The sequence below is a fragment of the Buchnera aphidicola (Neophyllaphis podocarpi) genome (assembly GCF_964059055.1).
GTDB classification, from domain to species: Bacteria; Pseudomonadota; Gammaproteobacteria; order Enterobacterales; family Enterobacteriaceae; genus Buchnera_M; species Buchnera_M aphidicola_A.
The window spans coordinates 28,365-50,605 of record NZ_OZ060386.1; the positions used below are offsets into that span (position 1 = coordinate 28,365).

Annotated in this window: 16 protein-coding genes; 7 read left to right on the plus strand and 9 right to left on the minus strand. The window is 24.7% G+C overall.

Annotated features, from left to right (window positions below; genetic code table 11):
- Positions 1-50: 50 nt before the first annotated feature.
- Positions 51-1,421: a bifunctional UDP-N-acetylglucosamine diphosphorylase/glucosamine-1-phosphate N-acetyltransferase GlmU gene (glmU, locus tag AB4W60_RS00145; protein WP_367676165.1), complete on the minus strand. Its 1,371-nt coding sequence runs from the start codon at positions 1,419-1,421 to the stop codon at positions 51-53.
- 178 nt (positions 1,422-1,599) lie between these two features.
- Here glmU and AB4W60_RS00150 point away from each other — a divergent pair, with 178 nt between their 5' ends.
- The gene (locus tag AB4W60_RS00150; protein ID WP_367676166.1) at positions 1,600-2,397 is read left to right on the plus strand and encodes a Cof-type HAD-IIB family hydrolase; all 798 of its coding nucleotides are present in this window, start codon (positions 1,600-1,602) and stop codon (positions 2,395-2,397) included.
- Here AB4W60_RS00150 and AB4W60_RS00155 read toward each other — a convergent pair.
- Complete coding sequence (locus AB4W60_RS00155) at positions 2,394-3,281, minus strand: LysR substrate-binding domain-containing protein (protein ID WP_367676167.1); 888 nt, start codon at positions 3,279-3,281, stop codon at positions 2,394-2,396. The genes AB4W60_RS00150 and AB4W60_RS00155 overlap by 4 nt on opposite strands.
- Before the next feature lie 156 nt (positions 3,282-3,437).
- On the opposite strand from AB4W60_RS00155, the gene metE reads away from it, so the two are divergent.
- Complete coding sequence (gene metE / locus AB4W60_RS00160) at positions 3,438-5,723, plus strand: 5-methyltetrahydropteroyltriglutamate--homocysteine S-methyltransferase (protein WP_367676168.1); 2,286 nt, start codon at positions 3,438-3,440, stop codon at positions 5,721-5,723.
- Positions 5,724-5,835: 112 nt separating this feature from the next.
- Here metE and purH read toward each other — a convergent pair whose 3' ends face one another.
- On the minus strand, positions 5,836-7,398 hold the full coding sequence (purH, locus tag AB4W60_RS00165; RefSeq protein ID WP_367676169.1) for a bifunctional phosphoribosylaminoimidazolecarboxamide formyltransferase/IMP cyclohydrolase: 1,563 nt from the start codon (positions 7,396-7,398) through the stop codon (positions 5,836-5,838).
- Positions 7,399-7,793: 395 nt separating this feature from the next.
- Here purH and thiE point away from each other — a divergent pair, with 395 nt between their 5' ends.
- Genes thiE through thiH form a run of 5 tightly spaced genes read left to right on the plus strand, consistent with a single transcriptional unit; the run spans position 7,794 to position 11,294 of the window.
- Positions 7,794-8,429 (plus strand): thiamine phosphate synthase, encoded by a 636-nt coding sequence (thiE, locus tag AB4W60_RS00170; protein ID WP_367676170.1) that lies wholly within the window; start codon positions 7,794-7,796, stop codon positions 8,427-8,429.
- A gap of 4 nt (positions 8,430-8,433) precedes the next feature.
- The gene (locus tag AB4W60_RS00175; protein WP_367676171.1) at positions 8,434-9,186 is read left to right on the plus strand and encodes a ThiF family adenylyltransferase; all 753 of its coding nucleotides are present in this window, start codon (positions 8,434-8,436) and stop codon (positions 9,184-9,186) included.
- On the plus strand, positions 9,179-9,382 hold the full coding sequence (gene thiS, locus AB4W60_RS00180) for a sulfur carrier protein ThiS (RefSeq protein WP_343188674.1): 204 nt from the start codon (positions 9,179-9,181) through the stop codon (positions 9,380-9,382). The genes AB4W60_RS00175 and thiS overlap by 8 nt, the downstream gene beginning before the upstream one ends.
- Position 9,383: 1 nt before the next feature.
- The gene (locus AB4W60_RS00185) at positions 9,384-10,148 is read left to right on the plus strand and encodes a thiazole synthase (RefSeq protein ID WP_343188675.1); all 765 of its coding nucleotides are present in this window, start codon (positions 9,384-9,386) and stop codon (positions 10,146-10,148) included.
- A gap of 18 nt (positions 10,149-10,166) precedes the next feature.
- Positions 10,167-11,294, plus strand: a complete 1,128-nt coding sequence (thiH, locus tag AB4W60_RS00190; RefSeq protein WP_367676172.1) for a 2-iminoacetate synthase ThiH — start codon at positions 10,167-10,169, stop codon at positions 11,292-11,294.
- A gap of 73 nt (positions 11,295-11,367) precedes the next feature.
- Here the strand turns inward: thiH and rpoC are convergent, their stop codons facing one another.
- The 6 genes from rpoC to rplK form a co-directional block, all read right to left on the minus strand.
- Positions 11,368-15,603, minus strand: coding sequence for a DNA-directed RNA polymerase subunit beta' (gene rpoC, locus AB4W60_RS00195; RefSeq protein ID WP_367676173.1), 4,236 nt, complete (start codon positions 15,601-15,603; stop codon positions 11,368-11,370).
- A gap of 96 nt (positions 15,604-15,699) precedes the next feature.
- A complete protein-coding gene (rpoB, locus tag AB4W60_RS00200) occupies positions 15,700-19,734 on the minus strand; it encodes a DNA-directed RNA polymerase subunit beta (RefSeq protein ID WP_367676174.1) in 4,035 nt (1,344 codons plus the stop codon).
- A 251-nt stretch (positions 19,735-19,985) separates the two neighbouring features.
- Positions 19,986-20,354: a 50S ribosomal protein L7/L12 gene (gene rplL / locus AB4W60_RS00205; protein ID WP_343188679.1), complete on the minus strand. Its 369-nt coding sequence runs from the start codon at positions 20,352-20,354 to the stop codon at positions 19,986-19,988.
- 59 nt (positions 20,355-20,413) lie between these two features.
- On the minus strand, positions 20,414-20,917 hold the full coding sequence (rplJ, locus tag AB4W60_RS00210; protein ID WP_367676175.1) for a 50S ribosomal protein L10: 504 nt from the start codon (positions 20,915-20,917) through the stop codon (positions 20,414-20,416).
- Positions 20,918-21,110: 193 nt separating this feature from the next.
- Positions 21,111-21,800, minus strand: coding sequence for a 50S ribosomal protein L1 (gene rplA, locus AB4W60_RS00215; protein WP_367676176.1), 690 nt, complete (start codon positions 21,798-21,800; stop codon positions 21,111-21,113).
- A complete protein-coding gene (rplK, locus tag AB4W60_RS00220; protein ID WP_367676177.1) occupies positions 21,754-22,233 on the minus strand; it encodes a 50S ribosomal protein L11 in 480 nt (159 codons plus the stop codon). Before rplK ends, rplA begins: the two co-directional genes overlap by 47 nt.
- Between the last annotated feature and the right edge of the window lie 8 nt (positions 22,234-22,241).

Below are 22,241 nucleotides of genomic sequence, written 5' to 3' on the forward strand. Positions count from 1 at the left end.
ATCCTCTTTTTTATATTTTTTTTATTTTAATATTAAGTCTAAATTATAAATTATTTGTTTTTTGTTTTTTTTGATATCTTCCAGTATTTTTTATGTTTTTGTATTTTTTTATTGTAAATTAATCCAGGTGTTTGTGTATTTTCAATAATTGTTGTTCCTGCAGCTATAGTAGTTTTATCTACTATTTTTATTGGAGCAACTATTTGAGTACTTGATCCTATAAAAACATTATTTCCTATTTTTGTTTTTGATTTATTTATTCCATCATAATTACAAGTAACAAAAAATGCTCCTATATTTACTTTGGATCCTATACTACTATTTCCTATATAACTTAAATGTTTTATTTTAGATTTGCTTTTTATTACAGAATCTTTAATTTCTACAAAATTTCCTATAGAATTTGATTCATTAATTATAGTACCAGGTCTTAAATGCGTGAAAGGTCCAATACTGCAATTTTCATATAAAATTACATCTTCAAGAATAGAATATGGTTTAATTTCACATTTATTTTTGATGATACTATTTTTTATTATGCATCCTGTACCAATTGTTATATTATCTCCTAATGTTACTTTTCCTTCTATAATTACATTTGAATCGATTACCAAATTCTTTCCGTATTTAATTTTACCTCTGATATAACAGTTTTTTATATCTTTTATTATTACTCCAGATAAGATCATTTTTTTTAATTTTTCTTTTTGTTGTTTTTTTTCTAAATTATATAATTCTAATTTGTTGTTTATTCCCATAATTTCTATTTTATTTTTTGGTTGAACTGTTATAATTTTGAATTTTTCTTTATATGCTATATGTATTATATCTGTAATTAGATATTCTTTTTTTGTGTTATTTAGGTTAATTTGTTTTATCCATTTTTTTAAATATTTTATGTCTGTTATAAATATTCCTGAATTTACTTCTTTAATTTTTAATTCTTCGATTGTAGCATTATTTTGTTCTACAATTTTTATAACATTGTTTTCTTTTCTAACTATTCTACCATATCCATATGGATTATCTAATTTAGCAGTAATCAATTTAATAGTTTTATTTGATATATTACTAATTAATTTTTTAATTGTTTTTATTGATATTAAAGGAACATCTCCATATAATATTAAAATTTTGTTTTTTTTGTTTTTGATTTTTTTTATTGATTCTTTAATAGCATTTCCTGTACCTAATGTTTCTATTTGTTTAATCCAATTTATATTTTTATCATTTATTGTTTTTTTTACTAAATTATTGCTATAAATAATAAAAATATTTTTTTTATTTATTTTTTTAGCTATATTTATAACATATTGTAAAATAAATTTACCTGATAATTTATGCAACATTTTAGGTATGGATGATTTCATTCTTGTACTGTTTCCTGCTGCTAGTATTAAAATATTTATATTATCAATCATTTTATTTTCCTATCTTTGTTTTTTTAATTTAAAAAATATTTAAATTTTATAAGATTAAATTTTTATATATTTAAATTTATTTATTGTTTTTATATTTAATAAATAATATATAATAATTAAAAAAAATATTGTAATATTTATATAGTTATTAAAATTAATTATGAGGTGTTATCATATCATGTATAAAATTGTTGCATCTGATCTTGATGGTACATTATTAACTCCTGAACATACTTTAAGTTCTTATACTATAAAAACTTTACGTTTACTTATTTCTAAAGGTATCTATTTTATTTTTGCTACAGGTCGTCATTATAAAGATGTATCTTTTATTAAAAAAAAAATAGATATTTCAGCATTCTTAATAACTTCTAACGGAGCTAGAGTACATAATGATTTTAATGAATTGATAATGGAATATAATTTAGATAATCAAATTTCCTTAGATTTATGTAAAATTAAATATTACGATCCTGATATTATTACTCAAGTATATAAAGATGATGGTTGGTATATAAATAGACCATGTTTACAGGAAGATATATTTTATAAAGAATCTAATTTTTATTATAAATTATTTGAACTTGATTGTTTTGTTGCTACTAATATTAGTAAAGTTTTTTTTACTTGTCATGATTTAAATAAGTTAATTAATTTAAAAAAAGAAATTTCTCTTATTTGGGGTAATAAAATAAATGTTGCTTTTTCGTGTCCTTCATGTTTAGAAGTTATTTCTGGTAATGTATCTAAAGGTATAGCTTTGCAATTTGTTGCTGAATACTTAGGATTAACCTTAGAATCTTGCATTGCATTTGGAGATGGCATGAATGATAAGGAAATGCTTGTTATGGCTGGAAAAGGTTGTATAATGTTAAATGCAGATCCAAGATTAAAATATGATTTACCTAATATAGAGATTATAGATAGTAATATAAATGAAGGTGTTTCTAAATATATAAACAAATTATATTTTTAATTTATGTTATCGGTATATATTTTAGTAAATTTTATAAAATCTTGAACAATTGGATTCAGTTTTTGGTTTTTAAGCACAGCAGCATATAGTGTTTTTCTTATACCATTTTTTCCTATTTTTTTAGTAACTATTAATCCTTGTTTTTCAAAATTTTTTACAGTCCAATATGGTAAAGCTGTTATTCCCATGTTTGCTGATACCATTTGTATTAATAATAAAGTATTATCTACTGTTTTGAATATTGGAAAAATATTTGATGGTTTTAGAAATACACGCCAAATATCTAATCTATTTTTTGGAATTGGATATATCATAAATGTTTCTAAAGCTATATCATTAGGTAAAATATCTTTTTTTGCTTTAGCTAGATAATGAATAGGTGAAAAAATTAATTTTACTTCAAAATCAAATATAGGTATATATTTTAATTCATTTTTATTTAATATTTCAGATGTAAAAATAATATCTAATTTTGCCTTTTTTAGTTGAGGCTGGGGATTAAAAGTCATATTTGATTTAAAATCAATTGCTATTTTTGGCCATTGTATTTTGAATTTTTTTAAAACTTTTACTAACCATTGAATACAGCTATGACATTCAATAGAAATTCTAATAGTCTTTTTTTCTTTATTCATACATTCTTGTAGAGCTTTATTAATTTTTGGTAATACTATTTCAGCTAAATTTAATAAAATTTTTCCTTGATAAGTAAATTTAATAGGTGATGTTTTTCTTTGAAATAAATTAAATCCTAATTTTTTTTCTAATATATTAAATTGATGAGATATTGCTGATTGTGTTTGATTTAATATTTTAGCTGCTTCTGAAATTGAACCACTTTTTTTAACAGCCTGAAGTGTTTTTAAATTTTTAATTTTTATCATGATATTTTTTTATATTTATAATGAATAATTATCGCTTGTAATTTTTATTATTTACTGGAATTATATATTAAGTTTTAATGTAATATATAACATAATAAATAAAATTATTCTTTTTATTATGAGATGTTTTTATTTTTTAATTAAGAGGTTTATTATATGTCTATTGTGAATCATATCTTGGGATTTCCTAGAATTGGTATAAATAGAGAATTAAAAAAAGCTCAAGAAAATTATTGGTTAGGTAATATTACGAAATCTAAGTTATTATCTATTGGTAAAAAGATAAGAGCAAAAAATTGGAAAATACAGAAAGACCAAGGAATTAATTTATTGCCAGTAGGTGATTTTGCTTGGTATGATCATGTATTAAATACTAGTTTATTATTAGGCAATATTCCTCTTCGTCATATGGCAATTTCTAATAATAAAGTAGATATTGATACTTTATTTTTAATTGCTAGAGGTGTTTATAAAAATAAAAAATCAACTCAAGCTTCTGAAATGACAAAATGGTTTAATACAAATTATCATTATATAGTTCCAGAATTTACTGAAAATCAATCTTTTATTTATTCTTGGTCTCAGTTATTAGATGAAGTTGATGAAGCTTTAAGCTTAGGTTATAATATTAAACCAGTTATTTTAGGTCCTATTACCTATTTATGGTTAGGAAAAGTTAAAGGAAATTTCTTTGAACGTTTAAATTTATTAGATCGTATTTTTCCTATATATAGTTATATTATTTCTGAATTATCTAAACGTGGTATTACTTGGGTACAAATAGACGAACCAGTTTTATCTATGGATTTACCTAATAATTGGTTGTCTTCTTTTAAAAACATTTATAAGAAATTTAAACATACTAGTGATATCAAGATATTATTAACTACATATTTTGGTAGTATAAATCATAATATAGATTATATTAATCAATCATATGTAGATGGAATTCATATAGATTTATTATATGGAAAATATAATTTAGATGATTTTGTATCTAAAATTTCCTCTGATAAAGTTTTATCTTTAGGAATAATTAATGGAAAAAATATATGGAAAGCTGATTTAGTTAATTGGTTTAATATTATAAAACCAATTATAATAAAACATAAAAAAATTTGGCTGGGATCTTCTTGTTCCTTGATGCATAGTCCTATTGATTTAAATCAAGAAAAGTATTTAGATGATGAAGTTAAAAACTGGTTTTCTTTTTCTGTACAGAAATGTAAAGAACTATCTTTAATTACTGATGCTATAAACAATAATAATACTAATTATATAAACGATTGGAGTAATGCTATTAGATCTAGAAATTATTCTAAAATAGTTCATAATCCATTTGTTGCAAAACGTGTAGAAAATATTTCTGCAAGTGATATGAATCGTAAAAATGTGTATTCTATTAGATGTAATGACCAGAGAGATAAGTTAAATTTACCTTTACTTCCTACTACAACTATAGGATCATTCCCTCAAACAGATGATATACGTAAATCACGTTTAGAATTTAAATCAGGTAAGATATCTATTAAAGAATATAATAAAATTATCAAAGAGAATATTAAAAAAGTTATTCTAGAACAAGAACGTTTGGATATAGATTTGTTAGTGCATGGCGAACCTGAACGTAATGATATGGTTGAATATTTTGGTGAATATTTAGATGGATTTGTTTTTACATTTAATGGATGGGTTCAAAGTTATGGTTCTAGATGCGTTAAACCTCCTATAATTATTGGTGATATAAGTCGTAAAAATCCTATTACTATAAAATGGACTAGTTATGCTCAATCTTTAACATCAAAGCCTGTTAAAGGAATGTTGACTGGCCCGGTTACCATTTTATGTTGGTCTTTTCCTAGAGAAGATATATCTAGAGAAGTTATCGCTAAACAAATAGCATTATCATTAAGAGATGAAGTAACAGATTTAGAAAAATCAGGTATAAATGTAATTCAAATTGATGAACCTGCTTTAAGAGAAGGTTTACCTTTACGTCAATCGGAATGGAATAGTTATCTTAAATGGGCTGTAGATTCTTTTCGTTTAAGTTCTTCTTCTGTTAAAAATTCTACTCAAATTCATACACATATGTGTTATTGTGAATTTAATGATATAATAGATTCTATTTCTGCCTTGGATGCCGATGTAATTACTATAGAAACTTCTAGATCAGATATGGATCTTTTAAATATTTTTGAAAAGTTTTCTTATCCTAATGAAATAGGACCAGGAGTTTATGATATTCATTCTCCAACTGTACCTGATATTAAATATATAGAATCATTATTAATAAAAGCATTAAAGTTTATTCCTATTAATCGTTTATGGGTTAATCCTGATTGCGGATTAAAAACTAGAAATTGGAAAGAAACAATATTATCACTAAAAAATATGGTTATTGCTTCTAAAAATTTACGTAAAAAATATAAAGTAAAATAATTTTTGAATAAATGAAACTTTATCTATAAAAAATTAGATATTACTAAATTTTTTGTTTTTTTGATTTAGTAATATCTAAACATTTCATAATAAAAATTATATATTGTTATTTTTAGTGTCTAAAATTACGTATATTAGTAAATATCATAGATATGTTATGTTTATTAGCTTCTTGTATAATTTCTTTATCTTTTATAGATCCACCAGGTTGAATTATACATTTAACACCAATTTGTTCTGCAACTGTTATATTATCAGTAAAAGTGAAGAATGCATCAGAAGCCATGACAGAATTTTTTAGATTTTTATTTATTTGTTCAGATTTCATTTTTGCGATTTTAGTAGCATATATTCTACTAGTTTGTCCTGATCCTATGCCTAGAGTTATGTTATTTTTAGCAAATACAATAGCATTAGATTTTACAAACTTTGCTATTTTCCATGCAAATATTGAATCATTTATTTCTGTATCATTAGGTTCTCTTTTTGTAACTATTTTTATTTTTTTTATATCAATATTATTAGTATTATGTTCCTGTAATAAAAATCCTCCATGAACACTTTTAATATCTATCAAACTTTTAAATGTATTATTTTTTTTATAAATTATTACTCTTATATTTTTCTTTGTATTAATAACATTTAATGTTTTTTCTTCTATTTCAGGAGTTATAATTATTTCTACAAATTGTTTTTTCATAATTTCTGTAGCTGTTAAATAGTCTAATTTTTTATTAAAAGCAACAATTCCTCCAAAAGATGAAATAGGATCTGCTTTTTGAGCTTTTATATAAGCTTTAAGAATTGTTGAATCTATTGCTGCTCCACAGGGATTTGAATGTTTTACAATTACACATGCAGGTTTTTTGAATTGATCTATACATTCTATTGCTGTGTTTACATCTTCTATATTATTATAAGATAGTTTTTTTCCTATATTTTTATTCTTAATACTAAACATATATTCTAAATTCTTACTTTCGTACAAAGCTGATTTTTGATGCTGGTTTTCTCCATATCTCATTTCTTGTTTTTTTGTTAACTTCAAATTTATTACTTCTGGTAATATTATTTTATTTTTATTTTTTGATTTTTCTATTTTTTTATTAAAAATTTTATTGACTAATGTTTCGTAATTTAATGTATTTTTAAATGCAATTTTAGCAAGTTTTAGTCTTGTATTTAACGTGACGCAATTTTCATTATTTTTCATTTCTTTTATAATTTTTTTGTATTGTGAATTATTTGTTACAGCTGTTATATATTTATAGTTTTTTGCAGCAGCCCTTATCATTGAAGGTCCTCCTATATCAATATTTTCTGTAATATTTTCATATAATTCTAAATTATTAAGTGAATAAAAATTTATTATAACCATATCAATAGGAATTATTTTGTATTTTTTTATTATATTTTTATCTTTTTCGCCTCTGTGAAGTATTCCTCCATATATTTTGTAATGTAATGTTTTGACTCTTTTATTAAAAATTTCTGGTAATTTAATGTAATTTGATATATTTATTACATCTATATTAGATTTTTTAAGAAAATTTGCAGTGCCTTCTGTGCATAGTATTTTAACTCCTAATTTTGACAGATTTTTTGCAAATTCTTGAATTCCAGATTTGTCTTGTACGCTTAAAATTGCATTTTTTATTAATATATTATTTTTCATTTATTTTTTCTCTTATTATTATATAATATTAAATCAATAAATTAGTTTTTTAGTTTTTTAAATAAACTTTTTAATATGTTCAGATAAATTAAATAACTAATTATTCATTATAAGTTATTTTAATTTATATTTTTTATATAAATATCAGAATATTTTTTAATTACTATATAATATAGAACTTATTTTTAAATTTTTATTTGATTTTTAATTATGAAATAATATTAGAAATTATAATTTAATATTTTATTTTAATATAAAATATATCATTTTTTATTTACAAATATTTTTTAATTTAAAATTAATTGTTTTTATAGTTTATAACTTTGTATTTTATTTAATTAAATTACTAATTTAACTAGTTTTAATTTTTGTTAAAATAATGAAGAGAAGTATTTATGTATAATTTTCCACGTACTATAAAAAATATAGGTTTATATCCTATAGTACATAATATTAAATGGATTTTAAGATTAATTAAAGTCGGTGTTAAAATAATTCAATTACGTATAAAAAATAAACCAATTAAAAAAATTAAATATATAATTTATAAAGCAACTAATATATGTAAATTTTATAAAGTAAAACTATTTATTAATGATTATTGGGAACTAGCTATTGAATATAAATCTTATGGAGTTCATTTAGGCCAAGAAGATTTATTATCTTCAGATTTATTATATTTATGCAATTCTGGATTAAGAATAGGAATATCAACTCATAATTATTCTGAAGTAAATATTGCAATTAAGTTAAATCCTTCTTATATAGCTTTAGGACATATTTTTAAAACTAAAACAAAAAAAATGCCTTCTACTCCTCAAGGAATATATAAATTGCGAGAACATGTAAATAATATACATACTATACCAACAGTTGCTATTGGTGGTATTAACATTAAAAATGCTAATTCTGTATTGTCTACTGGAGTTAATGGTATTTCTGTCATAAGTGCTATAACTAAATCTTCTAATTGGAAAAAAGATACTTTGAATTTATTAAAACTTGTAAACTCTAAATTAACAAAGGTTTAATTTTATGTTAAATAATGAAGATTTTTTAAGGTATAGTAGAAATTTGTTATTGAAAAATTTTAATGAAAATAAACAACTTAAACTTAAAAATAGTACGATTTTAATAGTAGGTATTGGAGGTTTAGGTGCTCCAGTAGCTTTATATTTAGCTGCTGCTGGTGTTGGAAAGATGTATATTGCAGATCATGATAATTTAGATATAAGTAATTTACAAAGACAAATAGTTTATTTTACTAAAGACATTGGTAAGAAAAAAGTTTTTTTATCTAAAGAGTATTTGTTAAAAGTAAATCCTAATTGTATAGTTAAACCCATTCCTTATTTTATAGACAAAAAAATTATATCTACTATTATAGATAAAGTAGATTTAGTTATTGATTGTAGTGATAATTTTAAAACTCGTTCTTTGATAAATAATGTATGTGTTATGAATAATAAACCTTTAATTATTGGTAGTGCCATTGGTTTATTAGGACAAATAATAATAATTATGCCTCCATGGGATTGTGGTTGCTATAATTGTATATGGAAAGTAAATAATAATTTATCTAATAATTGTGATAATTTTGGAGTTTTAGGTCCTATTGTTGGGATAATAGGTTCCTTTCAAGCATTAGAATGTTTAAAATTATTAACTAATGAATGTTCTTCTTTAAAAAATAAAATATATTTGTTTGATGGTAATAAATTAAATCATAGTATTTTAAATTTACAACGTTCTTCTAACTGTAATGTATGTGGAGTTTTATATGATTAAAATTTGGGTGAATGATAGTCAAATTAAATTAAATATTCCATATTCTATTAGTAATTTAATAGATACTTTAAAATTAGATATTAACGGAATTGCTTTTGCTGTAAATAGTACAGTTATATCTGATTCTAATTGGATTAATAATTTTTTAAAAGATGGTGATAAAATAGTTGTTTTCCATGCAATAAATGGAGGTTAGTATGCTTAAAATTGCAAATAAATTTTTTAAGTCTCATTTATTTATAGGAACAGGAAAATTTGCATCTTCATCTTTAATGGTAGATGCTATAATTGCCTCTGAAACTAACTTAATAACTGTTTCTATAAAACGTTTAGATCTCAAAAGAAAAAATGAAGATAATATTTTATCTTCTATAAAAAATCTTAATATAAATATTATACCTAATACTTCCGGGGCTAAGGATTCTATTGAAGCTGTTTTAGCAGCTGAAATAGCCAGAGAAGCATTAAAAACAAATTGGATTAAATTAGAAATACATCCGGATTCAAAATACTTAATGCCAGATCCTATAGAAACACTTAAAGCTGCTGAAAAATTAGTGAAAAAAGGTTTTATAGTTTTACCTTATTGTAATGCTGATCCTATTTTATGTAAATATCTTGAAGAAGTAGGTTGTTCAGCAGTTATGCCTTTAGGTTCAGCTATAGGTAGTAATAAAGGTCTTTTAACCAAAGATTTATTAAGAATTATTATTGAACAATCTAATATTCCTGTAATTATTGATGCTGGTATTGGAGCTCCTAGTCATGCTGCTGAAGCTATTGAAATGGGAGCTAGTGGTGTTTTAGTTAATACTGCTATCGCTGTTTCTAATAATCCAAAAAAAATGGCTAAGTCTTTTGCTTTTGCTGTAAAATCTGGATTGCTTTCTTTCGATAGTGGTTTGGTACAAAAGAGTAAATATTCTATTTCTAGTAGTCCATTAACAAATTTTTTATTTTAATTTTGGGAAAAATATTGAATGAAATATTTTACTGACATTTGGAAAAATATTGATTGGGAAGATATTGCATTACGTATTAATAATAAAACTTACAAAGATGTTGAATTAGCATTAAATTCTTATAAACTAGATAATGAGGGTATTATGTCTTTATTATCTCCTTCTGCAGCTAATTATATAGAACATATATCACAAAAATCTAAGTATTTAACCCGTCAGAGATTTGGTAATACTATTAGTTTTTTTATTCCTTTATATCTTTCTAATTTATGTTCAAATGAATGTACTTATTGTGGTTTTTCCATCAATAATAAAATTAAAAGAAAAATATTGAATGCTTCAGAAATTATCGATGAGTGTAAAGTAATTAAAAAATTAGGTTTAGATAGAATATTATTAGTTACAGGAGAACATAATAATAAAGTTGGCATGAAATATTTTTTAAAACATATAAACATTTTACGCGATAAATTTAGCAGTGTTTTTATGGAAGTACAACCATTAATGCAAGATGAATATACTTTATTGAAACAATATGGTATTGATGGTTTTTATTTATATCAAGAAACTTATAGTAAGAAATGTTATGATTATCACCATTTAAAAGGTAATAAAGCAGATTTTTTCTTTCGATTAAAAACTCCCGATATAATTGGAAAGTCTGGAATAAATAAGATTGGTTTAGGAATATTATTAGGTTTATCAGATAATTGGAGAGTAGATTGTTATTTTATGGCTTTACATTTTCTTTGGTTAAGAAAAATTTATTGGAAGACTTCTTTTTCTATTTCTTTTCCTAGACTGAGATCTTGTATGGGAGGTATAAAAAATAAAAATATTATTTCTGATTTACATTTTTTACAAATTATCTGTACTTTTCGTTTGCTTGCTCCTGAGCTAGAACTATCTTTGTCTACAAGAGAATCAGAATATTTAAGAGATAATATTGTACCTATAGCTATAAATTCTATGAGTGTTTTTTCAAAAACATCTCCAGGAGGATATAATAACTCATCTAGTTTTTCTGAATTAGAACAGTTTTCTTTAAGAGATAAAAGAACACCTAAAGAAGTTTCAGATGCTATGATAAGATTAGGATTACAACCTATATTTAAAGATTGGGATTATTATTTAGGTAGAAGATAAAATTTTAAAATTCACAAGATATTATCCTATAATTAATATCTTGTGATTATAGCATAGAAAATATTGTTTTTTATTATTTTATTATGCTAGAATTTAGTAATTCTGCTAAATTAGCAGAAGCTTCTTCTACACTCATTGATTTATTTTTTTTCTTTGTCGATGTTGATTTAATTTTGTTTTTTTGTTTTTTTCTATTTTTTAAACGTATCTTGTGGTAAGTATATCCAGTTCCTGCTGGAATTAATCTACCTACTATTACATTTTCTTTTAATCCTCTAAGCTTATCTTTTTTTCCTGCTACTGCTGCTTCTGTTAAAACTCTTGTAGTTTCTTGAAAAGATGCTGCTGATATAAAAGATTCTGTTGCTAAAGATGCTTTTGTTATTCCAAGTAAGTCTCTTGTAAAAGTTGCTTGTTTTTTTTTGTTTATTTTTAATTTGCGATTTTCTATTTTTACACGTGAAAATTCTACTTGTTCTCCTTCTAAAAATGAAGAATTTCCTGGTTGATTTATTGTTACTTTTCTCAACATTTGCCTTACAATAACTTCAATATGTTTATCATTTATTTTAACTCCTTGTAATCTATATACTTCCTGTACTTCATTTACAATATATTTAGTAACTGCTTGCACTCCTCTTAATCTTAAAATATCATGAGAAGATTCTGGTCCATCTGAAATTACATCACCTTTTTCTACCATTTCACCTTCAAATACATTTAATTGACGCCATTTAGGTATCATTTCTTCATAATTTGTATTATCTGTCATGGATTTTATTATTAAACGTCTTTTGCCTTTTGTTTCTTTTCCAAAAGAAATTATTCCACTAATTTCTGCTAAAATTGCTAGTTCTTTTGGTTTTCTTGCTTCGAATAAATCAGCTACTCTTGGTAGTCCACCTGTAATATCTTTTGTTCCTCCTGATTCTTGAGGAATTCTTGCTAATGTATCTCCTGAATTAATTTTAATTCCATCCTCTAATTGTACAATAGATTTACCTGGAAGAAAGTATTGAGCAGGCATATCAGTACCTGGAATTAATACATCTTCTTTATTTTTATTTACTATTTTTAATGCTGGTCTTAAATCTTTCCCTAATGATGTTCTTTCAGAAGTATCTAATATTATTATTGAAGATAAACCTGTTAATTCATCAGCTTGTCTTATAATTGTTTGACCATCTATCATATCTATGAATTTTACATATCCATTTACTTCTGTAATTACTGGCATGGTATGGGGGTCCCAATTAGCTATAGTTTCTCCTGTATAAGCTATTTCTCCATTTCCTTTTGACATTATAGCACCATAGGGTATTTTATAACTTTCTTTTGTTCTTCCATGATCATCAATCATTTTTAGTTCAACATTTCTGGATGTTATTACTATTTTTCCTGTTGAATTAATAACTGATTTTACATTTTTTAGTTTTATTTTTCCTTTATTTCTGATTTGTATACTGGATTCTGTTGCAGCTCTAGAAGCAGCTCCTCCTATGTGAAAAGTACGCATAGTTAACTGTGTTCCTGGTTCTCCAATAGATTGAGCAGCTATTACTCCTATAGCTTCGCCTTTATTTACTAATTTACCTCTTGCTAAATCTCTTCCATAGCAACTAGCGCATATTCCAAAATCAGTTTCACAATTTACTACAGATCTAACCTTAACTAAATCAATTGAATTTTTTTCTATAATGTCGCACCATTTTTCATTTAATAATGTATTTCTTTTGATTAAAATATTTGAATAATCATAATTATCATATATATCTTCTGCTGTTACACGTCCTAAAACTCTTTCTATTAGCGTTTCTTTTACGTCACCACCTTCTATTACAGGAGTCATAGTTATTCCATTATATGTATTGCAATCATCTTCAGTAACTACTAAATCTTGAGCTACATCAACTAATCTTCGTGTAAGATAACCTGAATTTGCTGTTTTTAATGCGGTATCTGCTAAACCTTTTCTAGCGCCGTGAGTAGAAATAAAATATTGTAATACATTTAATCCTTCTCTAAAATTAGCTGTTATTGGAGTTTCAATAATCGATCCATCAGGTTTAGCCATTAATCCTCTCATTCCTGCTAACTGTCTTATTTGAGCAGCTGAACCTCTAGCTCCAGAATCAGCCATCATAAAAATATTATTAAATGAAATTTGTTTTTCTTGTTCTCCTTTTTTATTTATTACATATTCTGTAGATAAATTTTTCATCATTGCTTTTGATACTTTTTCATTAGCATATGCCCATATATCAATTACTTTATTATAACGTTCTCCCGCAGTTACAAGTCCTGATTGAAATTGATCTTGTATTTCTAAAACTTCTGTTTTTGCTTCTTTTATTATTTTGGTTTTTATGTCAGGAATAACTAAATCGTCAATACCAACTGATGAACCAGATCTTGCAGCATATTCAAATCCTGTATACATAATCTGATCTGCAAATATTACAGTTTTTTTAATTCCTAAAATTCTGTAACAATCATTTAACATCTGAGAAATAGTTTTTTTTCCTAATGTTTTGTTAACCATTTTAAAAGGTAATCCTTTTGGTACTATCATCCATAAAATAGCTCTACCGACTGTTGTATTAACAATATTATATTTTTTTTTGTAATTGTTATTTTTTTTAATATATTCCTTGATTTTTACCCTAACAGAAGAATGTAATTCAGCTATACCTAATTTATATATTTTTTCTGCCTCCTTTGGTCCATTTAAAATCATTCCTTCTCCTTTTCCATTAATTTTTTTTCTTGTCATATAATATAAACCTAATACTACATCTTGTGATGGTACAATTATAGGTTCTCCATTTGCTGGTGATAATATATTATTTGTTGACATCATTAGAGCTCTAGATTCTAATTGTGCTTCTTTTGTTAATGGAACGTGTACAGCCATTTGATCTCCATCAAAATCTGCGTTGTAAGCTGCGCATACTAAAGGATGTAGTTGTATAGCTTTTCCTTCAATTAATATTGGTTCAAATGCTTGTATACCTAATCTATGTAAAGTAGGAGCTCTATTTAATAATACAGGATGTTTGTTTATTACTTCGTCTAATATATCCCAGACTATGGCTTCTTCTCTTTCTACCATTTTTTTTGCTGATTTTATTGTAGTGGCTAAACCTTTTTTTTCTAACTTTCCATATATAAAAGGTTTAAAAAGCTCTAAAGCCATTTTTTTTGGTAATCCGCATTGATTTAAATGTAAATAAGGTCCTACTGTAATAACAGATCTACCTGAATAGTCTACTCTTTTTCCTAGTAGATTTTGACGAAATCTACCTTGTTTGCCTTTTATCATATCAGCTAATGATTTTAAAGGTCTTTTATTTGAACCAGTTATAGCTCTTCCTCTTCTACCATTATCTAATAGAGCATCCACTGCTTCTTGTAACATTCTTTTTTCATTACGTACTATTATATCAGGAGCATTTAATTCTAATAATCTTTTTAGCCTATTATTTCTATTAATTACTCTTCTATATAAATCATTTAAATCCGATGTTGCAAATCTTCCTCCGTCCAACGGAACTAAAGGTCTTAAATCTGGAGGAAGTACTGGTAGTACTGTTAATATCATCCATTCTGGTTTATTTCTAGAATTTATAAATGATTCTAATAATTTTATACGTTTTGTTGTTTTTTTTCTTTTCGTTTCTGAGTTTGTTTGATTTATATCCTGTTTTAAATATTCACATTCTTTTACCAAATTCATGTTTTTTAAGAGTAACTGGATAGCTTCTGCTCCCATTTTTGCATTAAATTCATCTCCATATTCTTCTAATGCATCTAAGTATTGTTCTTCTGTAAGAATTTGTCTTTTTTCTAGGTTAGTTATACCTCCATCTACTACTACGTATGATTCAAAATATAATACTCTTTCAATATCTCTTAATGGCATATCTAGTAATAAACCTATACGTGAAGGTAGAGATTTCAAAAACCAAATATGAGCAGTAGGTGATGATAATTCTATATGACCCATTCTGTCTCTTCTAACTTTGCTTTGTGTAACTTCTACTCCGCATTTTTCGCATATTACTCCTCTATGCTTTAATCTCTTGTATTTTCCGCATAAACACTCATGATCTTTAACTGGCCCAAATATTCTAGCGCAAAATAATCCATCTCTTTCAGGTTTAAATGTACGATAATTAATAGTTTCTGGTTTTTTTACTTCTCCAAAAGACCATGATCTTATCATATCGGGTGAAGCTAATGATATTTTGATAGCATCAAATTCTTCTGTTTTATTTCTTTTTTTTATTAATTTTATTAAATCTTTCATTTTAATATTCTCTTTAGTTCAGTTAATATTTAAAGTTTATTATTTTTAGGTGTTACCTAATATATTTTCTTTAAATTAGGATTAATTTTTAGAACATTATTCATGCTCTAATTCAATATTAATACCTAAAGAACGAATTTCCTTTAAGAGAACATTAAAAGATTCAGGCATACCAGGTTCCATTTTATGATTACCATCCACTATATTTTTATACATTTTTGTACGACCATTGACATCATCCGACTTTACTGTTAGCGTTTCTTGTAAGGTATATGATGCACCATAAGCTTCTAATGCCCATACTTCCATTTCTCCAAAACGTTGTCCTCCAAATTGAGCTTTTCCACCCAATGGTTGTTGTGTTATTAAACTATAAGATCCTGTTGATCTTGCATGCATTTTATCATCTACCAAATGATTTAATTTTAACATATACATATATCCTACTGTAACAGGTCTTTCAAATTTTTCTCCGGTTCTTCCATCAAACAATTCAATTTGTCCTGATTCAGGTAGATCAGCTAATTTAAGTAATTTTTTGATTTCACTTTCTCTTGCTCCATCAAAAACAGGAGTTGCTATAGGCATGCCTTTTTTTAGGTTTTTTGCTAATTCATAAATTTCTTTTTCTGAAAATTTTTGTAAATCTACTTTCTGTCTTGTATTTTCACCTATATCATATGCTTTTTGTATAAAATTTCTAATTTTTTCTATTTTTTCTTTTGTTTTTATCATTTTATTAATTTTGTCGCCTATACCCTTAGCTGCTAGACCTAAATGAGTTTCTAAAATTTGTCCAATATTCATACGAGAAGGAACTCCTAATGGATTTAACACTATATCAACTGGATTTCCATTATTGTCGTAAGGCATATCTTCAATTGGATTTATTTTAGATATTACTCCTTTATTTCCATGTCTTCCTGCCATTTTATCTCCTGGTTGTATTTGTCTTTTTACAGCTAAATACACTTTTACAATTTTTAATACTCCTGGAGCTAAATCATCTCCTTGTGTTATTTTTTGTTTTTTTATTTCTAATTTTTTATTAAAATTTTTTTCTAATTTATGTAAGTCGCTTATTAGTTTTTTTAGATCTTTTTTGTTATTTTTATCTTTTATTTTTATTTCTAGCCATTTTTCACAAGGTAAAATATTTAAATAATTTTTCTTTATTCCACTAGATATTAGTAATTTTTTAATTTTCATAAACAATTCTAATTTAAATATTTTTAGTTCTTCACTTAAATCTTTTTTAGCTTTTTTTAGTTGCATATATTCTATTTCTAGCGCTCTTTTATCTTTTTTTACACCATCTCTTGTAAAAATTTGTACATCAATTACAGTTCCAGAAACTCCGTTAGGTACCCTTAATGATGAATCTTTTACATCTGATGCTTTTTCCCCAAATATAGCTCTTAATAGTTTTTCTTCTGGAGTTAATTGAGTTTCTCCTTTAGGTGTTACTTTTCCAACTAGTATGTCTGTACCTTTTATTTCAGCTCCTATATATACGATTCCAGATTCGTCTAATTTAGATAATGCAGATTCTCCTACGTTAGGAATATCCGAAGTAATTTCTTCTGGACCTAATTTTGTATCTCTAGATATGCAAGATAATTCCTGTATATGTATTGTTGTAAATCTATCTTCTTGTACCACTCTTTCAGAAACTAATATAGAATCTTCAAAGTTATAACCATTCCATGGCATAAATGCTACTCTCATATTTTGTCCTAAAGCTAATTCTCCTAAATCTGTTGCGGGACCATCTGCAAGAACATCATTTTTTTCAATTTTATCATCTATGGATACGCAAGGTATTTGATTTATGCATGTATTTTGGTTTGATCTTGTATATTTATTTAAGTTATAAATGTCTATTCCTGCTTCTTGTTCATCATTTTTATTTTTTTTAACTTTAATTACTATTCTAGAAGCATCTACATATTTTATTGTTCCAGGTCTATTTGCTGTAATTGTTACTCCTGAATCTACTGCTACAGCACGTTCCATTCCTGTACCTACAAGAGGTTTATCAGCTATTAATGTAGGTACAGCTTGTCTTTGCATATTTGCACCCATTAATGCTCTATTTGCATCATCATGTTCAAGAAAAGGTATTAAAGAAGCTCCAACTGATACAATCTGTTGAGTAGATACATCCATATAATTTACTTGATATTTATTAAATAGATTTGATTCACCTTTATATCTACAGGTAACTTGTTTATTAATTAATTCCCCGTTTTTATTTATATTTGTATTTGCCTGTGCTATAATAAAATTTCCTTCTTCTATAGCAGATAAATAAGTTATCTCTTCTGTAACTTTTCCTTTCTCTACTTTTCTATAAGGTGTTTCTAAAAAGCCATATTTATTAGTTTTAGCATATACAGATAAAGAATTTATTAAACCAATGTTGGGTCCTTCAGGAGTTTCTATTGGACATACTCTTCCGTAGTGTGTTGGATGAACGTCTCTTACTTCAAAACCTGCTCTTTCTCTTGTTAATCCTCCTATTCCTAATGCTGATATTCTTCTTTTATGTGTAATTTCTGATAAAGGGTTATTTTGATCCATGAATTGAGATAATTGACTTGACCCGAAAAATTCTTTTATAGCTGAAGAAATAGGTTTTGCATTTATTATATCTTGAGGCATTAATGTTTCTAAATCACCTAATGATAATCTTTCTTTAACAGCTCTTTCTACTCTAATTAAACCTATTCTAAATTGATTTTCAACCATTTCTCCTACAGATCTAATTCTTCTATTTCCTAAATGATCAATATCATCTACTGATCCTTTTCCATTTCTTATACTTATTAATTTCTTAATTACATCAATAATATCTATTTTATCTAAAATTCTAGATCCTTTAATATTTTTTCTTGATAAAGAACTATTAAATTTCATGCGTCCAACATTAGATAAATCATATTTTTCTTCTGTAAAAAATAAATTTCTAAATAAGTTTTCTGTAGCCTCTTTTGTTGGTGGTTCTCCTGGTCTCATCATTTTATAAATTTCTATTAATGCACTATATTTGTCTTCTGTAGAGTCAATTTTTAAAGTTTCTGAAATATATGCACCATGATCTAAATCATTAGTGAATAATGTTTCAATAATATTAAATCCATTATTTTTTAACTTATATATAAATTCAATATTTAGTTCTGTATTTGCTAAAGCTATTATTTCTCCATTAATTTTATTAATATAATTTCTAGATAATTTTTTTCCTATTAAATATTCTATAGGTACTTCTATATTTTTTATTCTATCTAATTTTAATTTTTTTATATGTTTAGCTGTGATTCTTCTACCCTTTTCTATATAGTTATTACCATTACATGTTATATTAAAAGATGCTGTTTCTCCTCTTAATCTTTCTGGAAATAATTCCATCATAATTTTATTATGCTTAAATTCAAAAATATTTTTTTTAAAAAAAATATCCAAAATTTGCTCTGTATCATAATTTAAAGCACGTAATAATACACTAACTGGTAGTTTTCTTCTTCTATCTATTCTTACAAATAAATTATCTTTTGGATCGAATTCAAAATCTAACCATGATCCTCTATATGGAATGATTCTAGCATTATATAAAACTTTTCCAGAAGAATGTGTTTTTCCTTTATCACTATCAAAAAATACTCCTGGACTACGATGTAATTGGGATACAATTACTCTTTCTGTTCCATTGATTATGAAAGTTCCATTATTGGTCATTAATGGTATTTCTCCCATATATACTTCTTGTTCTTTTATTTCTTTTATTGTAGCTTTTTGAAATTGATATTCTTTTTCATAGATTACTAAACGTAGTTTTACCTTTAATGGTGCAGAGTATGTTGCTCCCCTTGTTTGGCATTCTTTTACATCAAATGTATTTGTTCCTATTCTATAATTTATATATTGTATCTCGGCATTTTCGCTGTAACTTTTTATAGGAAAAATAGATTTAAATGCTGATTCTAAACCACTGATATTTTTATTATTATGTTTAATAAATTTTTTAAAAGATTCTATTTGTGTATAAAGTAAGTAAGGAATATTTAGAACTTGCGGACGTTTACCAAAATCTTTTCTAATTCGTTTTTTTTCAGTATAAGAATAAAACATTCATTACCTCAGATATCTTTTATATAAATCTTATTTTTTTGATTAAATTATTTTTCAGAATTAAATAACTTTGCTAATTTTTTAATATGAAATTTATTTTTTTAATAAAAATGTTTATTTTTTATATTTATTTTTATTAGTCTAAATAAATTACTTTTAATAAAAGCATAAAAAGGCTGGCAACTTATATATTACTAGTTACCAGCCAACATCCTATAATTTATTTAGGATGCTATTAATTAGAATATATATTATTTAATTTCAACCTGAGCACCTGCTTCTTCTAGAGATTTTTTTAAATTATTAGCTTCTTCTTTACTAATATTTTCTTTTAGAGTTACAGGAAATGATTCAACTAAATCTTTTGCTTCTTTTAGACCTAATCCTATAGCGCTACGTACAGATTTAATCACTGATATTTTATTACTTCCAATAGATTTTAATATAACATCAAATTCAGTTTTTTCATCTATTTCTTCTTTTGTATTTTTTTCTTGACTATTCAATGGAATAGAAGCTGATACTCCAAATTTATTTTCTATAGAAGATATAAGTTCCATAACTTCCATAACAGACATATTAGATATTGATTCTAAAATTTGTTCTTGAGTAATTGACATGACAAGTTATTCCTAACAATAATTTTAATTATTATATTTAATTTTGTATTAATTTATTTTTACTTTTTATTTTTTTCTTTAATTTTACATACATTGTAAATTATATAAACTAATTTTCCTATTGAAGCAATTTTTAGAGTTATAGCTAGCTTAGTTAAAGCTTCTTTAATAGTTGGAATATTTGCAAGATAATCTATTTGTGATAAAGATAATAATTTACCTTCAAATGCAGCTCCTTTTATTTGGAAATTTTTATTTTTTTTTGAAAATTCTTTAAATAATTTAACTGCTGATCCAGGATTATCTATTGAATAAGCAATTATATTTTGACCTTTTAATATATTTTTTAAACATTTAAAATTTGTTTTTTTTATTATTTTTCTCAATAAAGTGTTTTTTATAATGTTTATTATTACATTTTTCTCTCTAGCTTTTTTTCTTAGTTTTGTTATTTCATTTGCAGTTATTCTTGAAGGATCAGCTATAATAGCTGAAATTGCTGATTTTGATATTTCAATTGTTTTATATATAATATCTTTTTTATTTTGAAGGTTTAATGCCATATATTTATACTCTTTAATTTTATTTATTAAATTTTATTAAAAATTTTAATTCATTTAAATTTAAAAAATTTTTAAATTTTACATTATAAATTGATACTTATCTATATTTATAAATATACTATTTTTATAATGTTACGAATTTTATATTTTATTTATTAATAAACAAAATATTTTTTTATAGTTCTATTTGATTTTATAGATTTAAGTGGTTTATATTAACTGATATTCCCATAGTTGTAGAAATAGTAACTTTTTTAAAAAATACTCCTTTAGACTTTTCAGATTTCATCTGAGTGATAGCTTTTAATAATACTTTTAAATTTTCTACTATATGTTCTTTTTGAAAATTTATTTTTCCAATTATGCTATGTATTATTCCATTCTTATCATTTTTAAAATATATCTGTCCTTTTTTAACATTTTTTATTGTTTGATAAATATTATTTGTTACAGTACCCAGTTTTGGACTTGGCATTATTCCCCTAGGACCTAAAATTGACCCTATTGTTCCTACTATTTTCATTGCATCTGGAGATGCAATTATTACATCTAGTAAATTTTTTTTATCTTTTATCTTTTTGATTAAGTTTTCCATTCCTATATAATTGGCTCCTGCTAGTTTTGCTTTTTTAATATCTAAATCTTTTGCAAATACTCCTATTTTTATTTTTTTTCCAGTACCATTTGGTAATAAAACTGTTCCTCTAATATTTTGTTCAGATTTTTTTGTATTTATTCCTAAATTTATTGCAATATCTATACTTTCGTTAAATTTAGCTGTTGCTGTTTTTTTTAGAATATCTATAGCTTGATTAACATCATATATTTTTTTTGAATCAACTTGTTTTGAGATTTTTGATCTTCTTTTCGTTTTTTTCGACATTTACTCCATCCTCTATAATTAAACCCATAGAATTAGCTGTACCTATAATAGATTTTATTATCTTTTCTATATTTGAACCTGTCATATCTTTTGATTTTATTTGCGCTATTTTTTTTATTTGAGATAGTTTAATATTACCTACTTTATCTATTTTTGGTTTACTAGATCCTGATTTTATTCCTGCTTCTTTCTTTAATAAAATAGATGCTGGAGGAGTTTTAGTAATAAATGTAAATGATTTATCAGAATATACAGTTATTATTACAGGTATAGGCAATCCTTTTTCTATATTTTCTGTTTTTTTATTAAATATCTTACAAAATTCCATAATGTTTAGACCTTGTTGACCTAAAGCAGGTCCAACTGGTGGACTAGGATTTGCCATTTTTGCAGGAATTTGTAGTTTTATTTTTGATTTAATTTTTTTGACCATTTTTCTAT

Excerpts from the sequence above, each read along its gene's own strand:
- glmU (WP_367676165.1), bottom strand. The coding sequence starts at position 1,421 with ATGATTGATAATATAAATATTTTAATACTAGCAGCAGGAAACAGTACA.
- AB4W60_RS00150 (WP_367676166.1), top strand. The coding sequence starts at position 1,600 with ATGTATAAAATTGTTGCATCTGATCTTGATGGTACATTATTAACTCCT.
- AB4W60_RS00155 (WP_367676167.1), bottom strand. The coding sequence starts at position 3,281 with ATGATAAAAATTAAAAATTTAAAAACACTTCAGGCTGTTAAAAAAAGT.
- metE (WP_367676168.1), top strand. The coding sequence starts at position 3,438 with ATGTCTATTGTGAATCATATCTTGGGATTTCCTAGAATTGGTATAAAT.
- purH (WP_367676169.1), bottom strand. The coding sequence starts at position 7,398 with ATGAAAAATAATATATTAATAAAAAATGCAATTTTAAGCGTACAAGAC.
- thiE (WP_367676170.1), top strand. The coding sequence starts at position 7,794 with ATGTATAATTTTCCACGTACTATAAAAAATATAGGTTTATATCCTATA.
- AB4W60_RS00175 (WP_367676171.1), top strand. The coding sequence starts at position 8,434 with ATGTTAAATAATGAAGATTTTTTAAGGTATAGTAGAAATTTGTTATTG.
- thiS (WP_343188674.1), top strand. The coding sequence starts at position 9,179 with ATGATTAAAATTTGGGTGAATGATAGTCAAATTAAATTAAATATTCCA.
- AB4W60_RS00185 (WP_343188675.1), top strand. The coding sequence starts at position 9,384 with ATGCTTAAAATTGCAAATAAATTTTTTAAGTCTCATTTATTTATAGGA.
- thiH (WP_367676172.1), top strand. The coding sequence starts at position 10,167 with ATGAAATATTTTACTGACATTTGGAAAAATATTGATTGGGAAGATATT.
- rpoC (WP_367676173.1), bottom strand. The coding sequence starts at position 15,603 with ATGAAAGATTTAATAAAATTAATAAAAAAAAGAAATAAAACAGAAGAA.
- rpoB (WP_367676174.1), bottom strand. The coding sequence starts at position 19,734 with ATGTTTTATTCTTATACTGAAAAAAAACGAATTAGAAAAGATTTTGGT.
- rplL (WP_343188679.1), bottom strand. The coding sequence starts at position 20,354 with ATGTCAATTACTCAAGAACAAATTTTAGAATCAATATCTAATATGTCT.
- rplJ (WP_367676175.1), bottom strand. The coding sequence starts at position 20,917 with ATGGCATTAAACCTTCAAAATAAAAAAGATATTATATATAAAACAATT.
- rplA (WP_367676176.1), bottom strand. The coding sequence starts at position 21,800 with ATGTCGAAAAAAACGAAAAGAAGATCAAAAATCTCAAAACAAGTTGAT.
- rplK (WP_367676177.1), bottom strand. The coding sequence starts at position 22,233 with ATGGTCAAAAAAATTAAATCAAAAATAAAACTACAAATTCCTGCAAAA.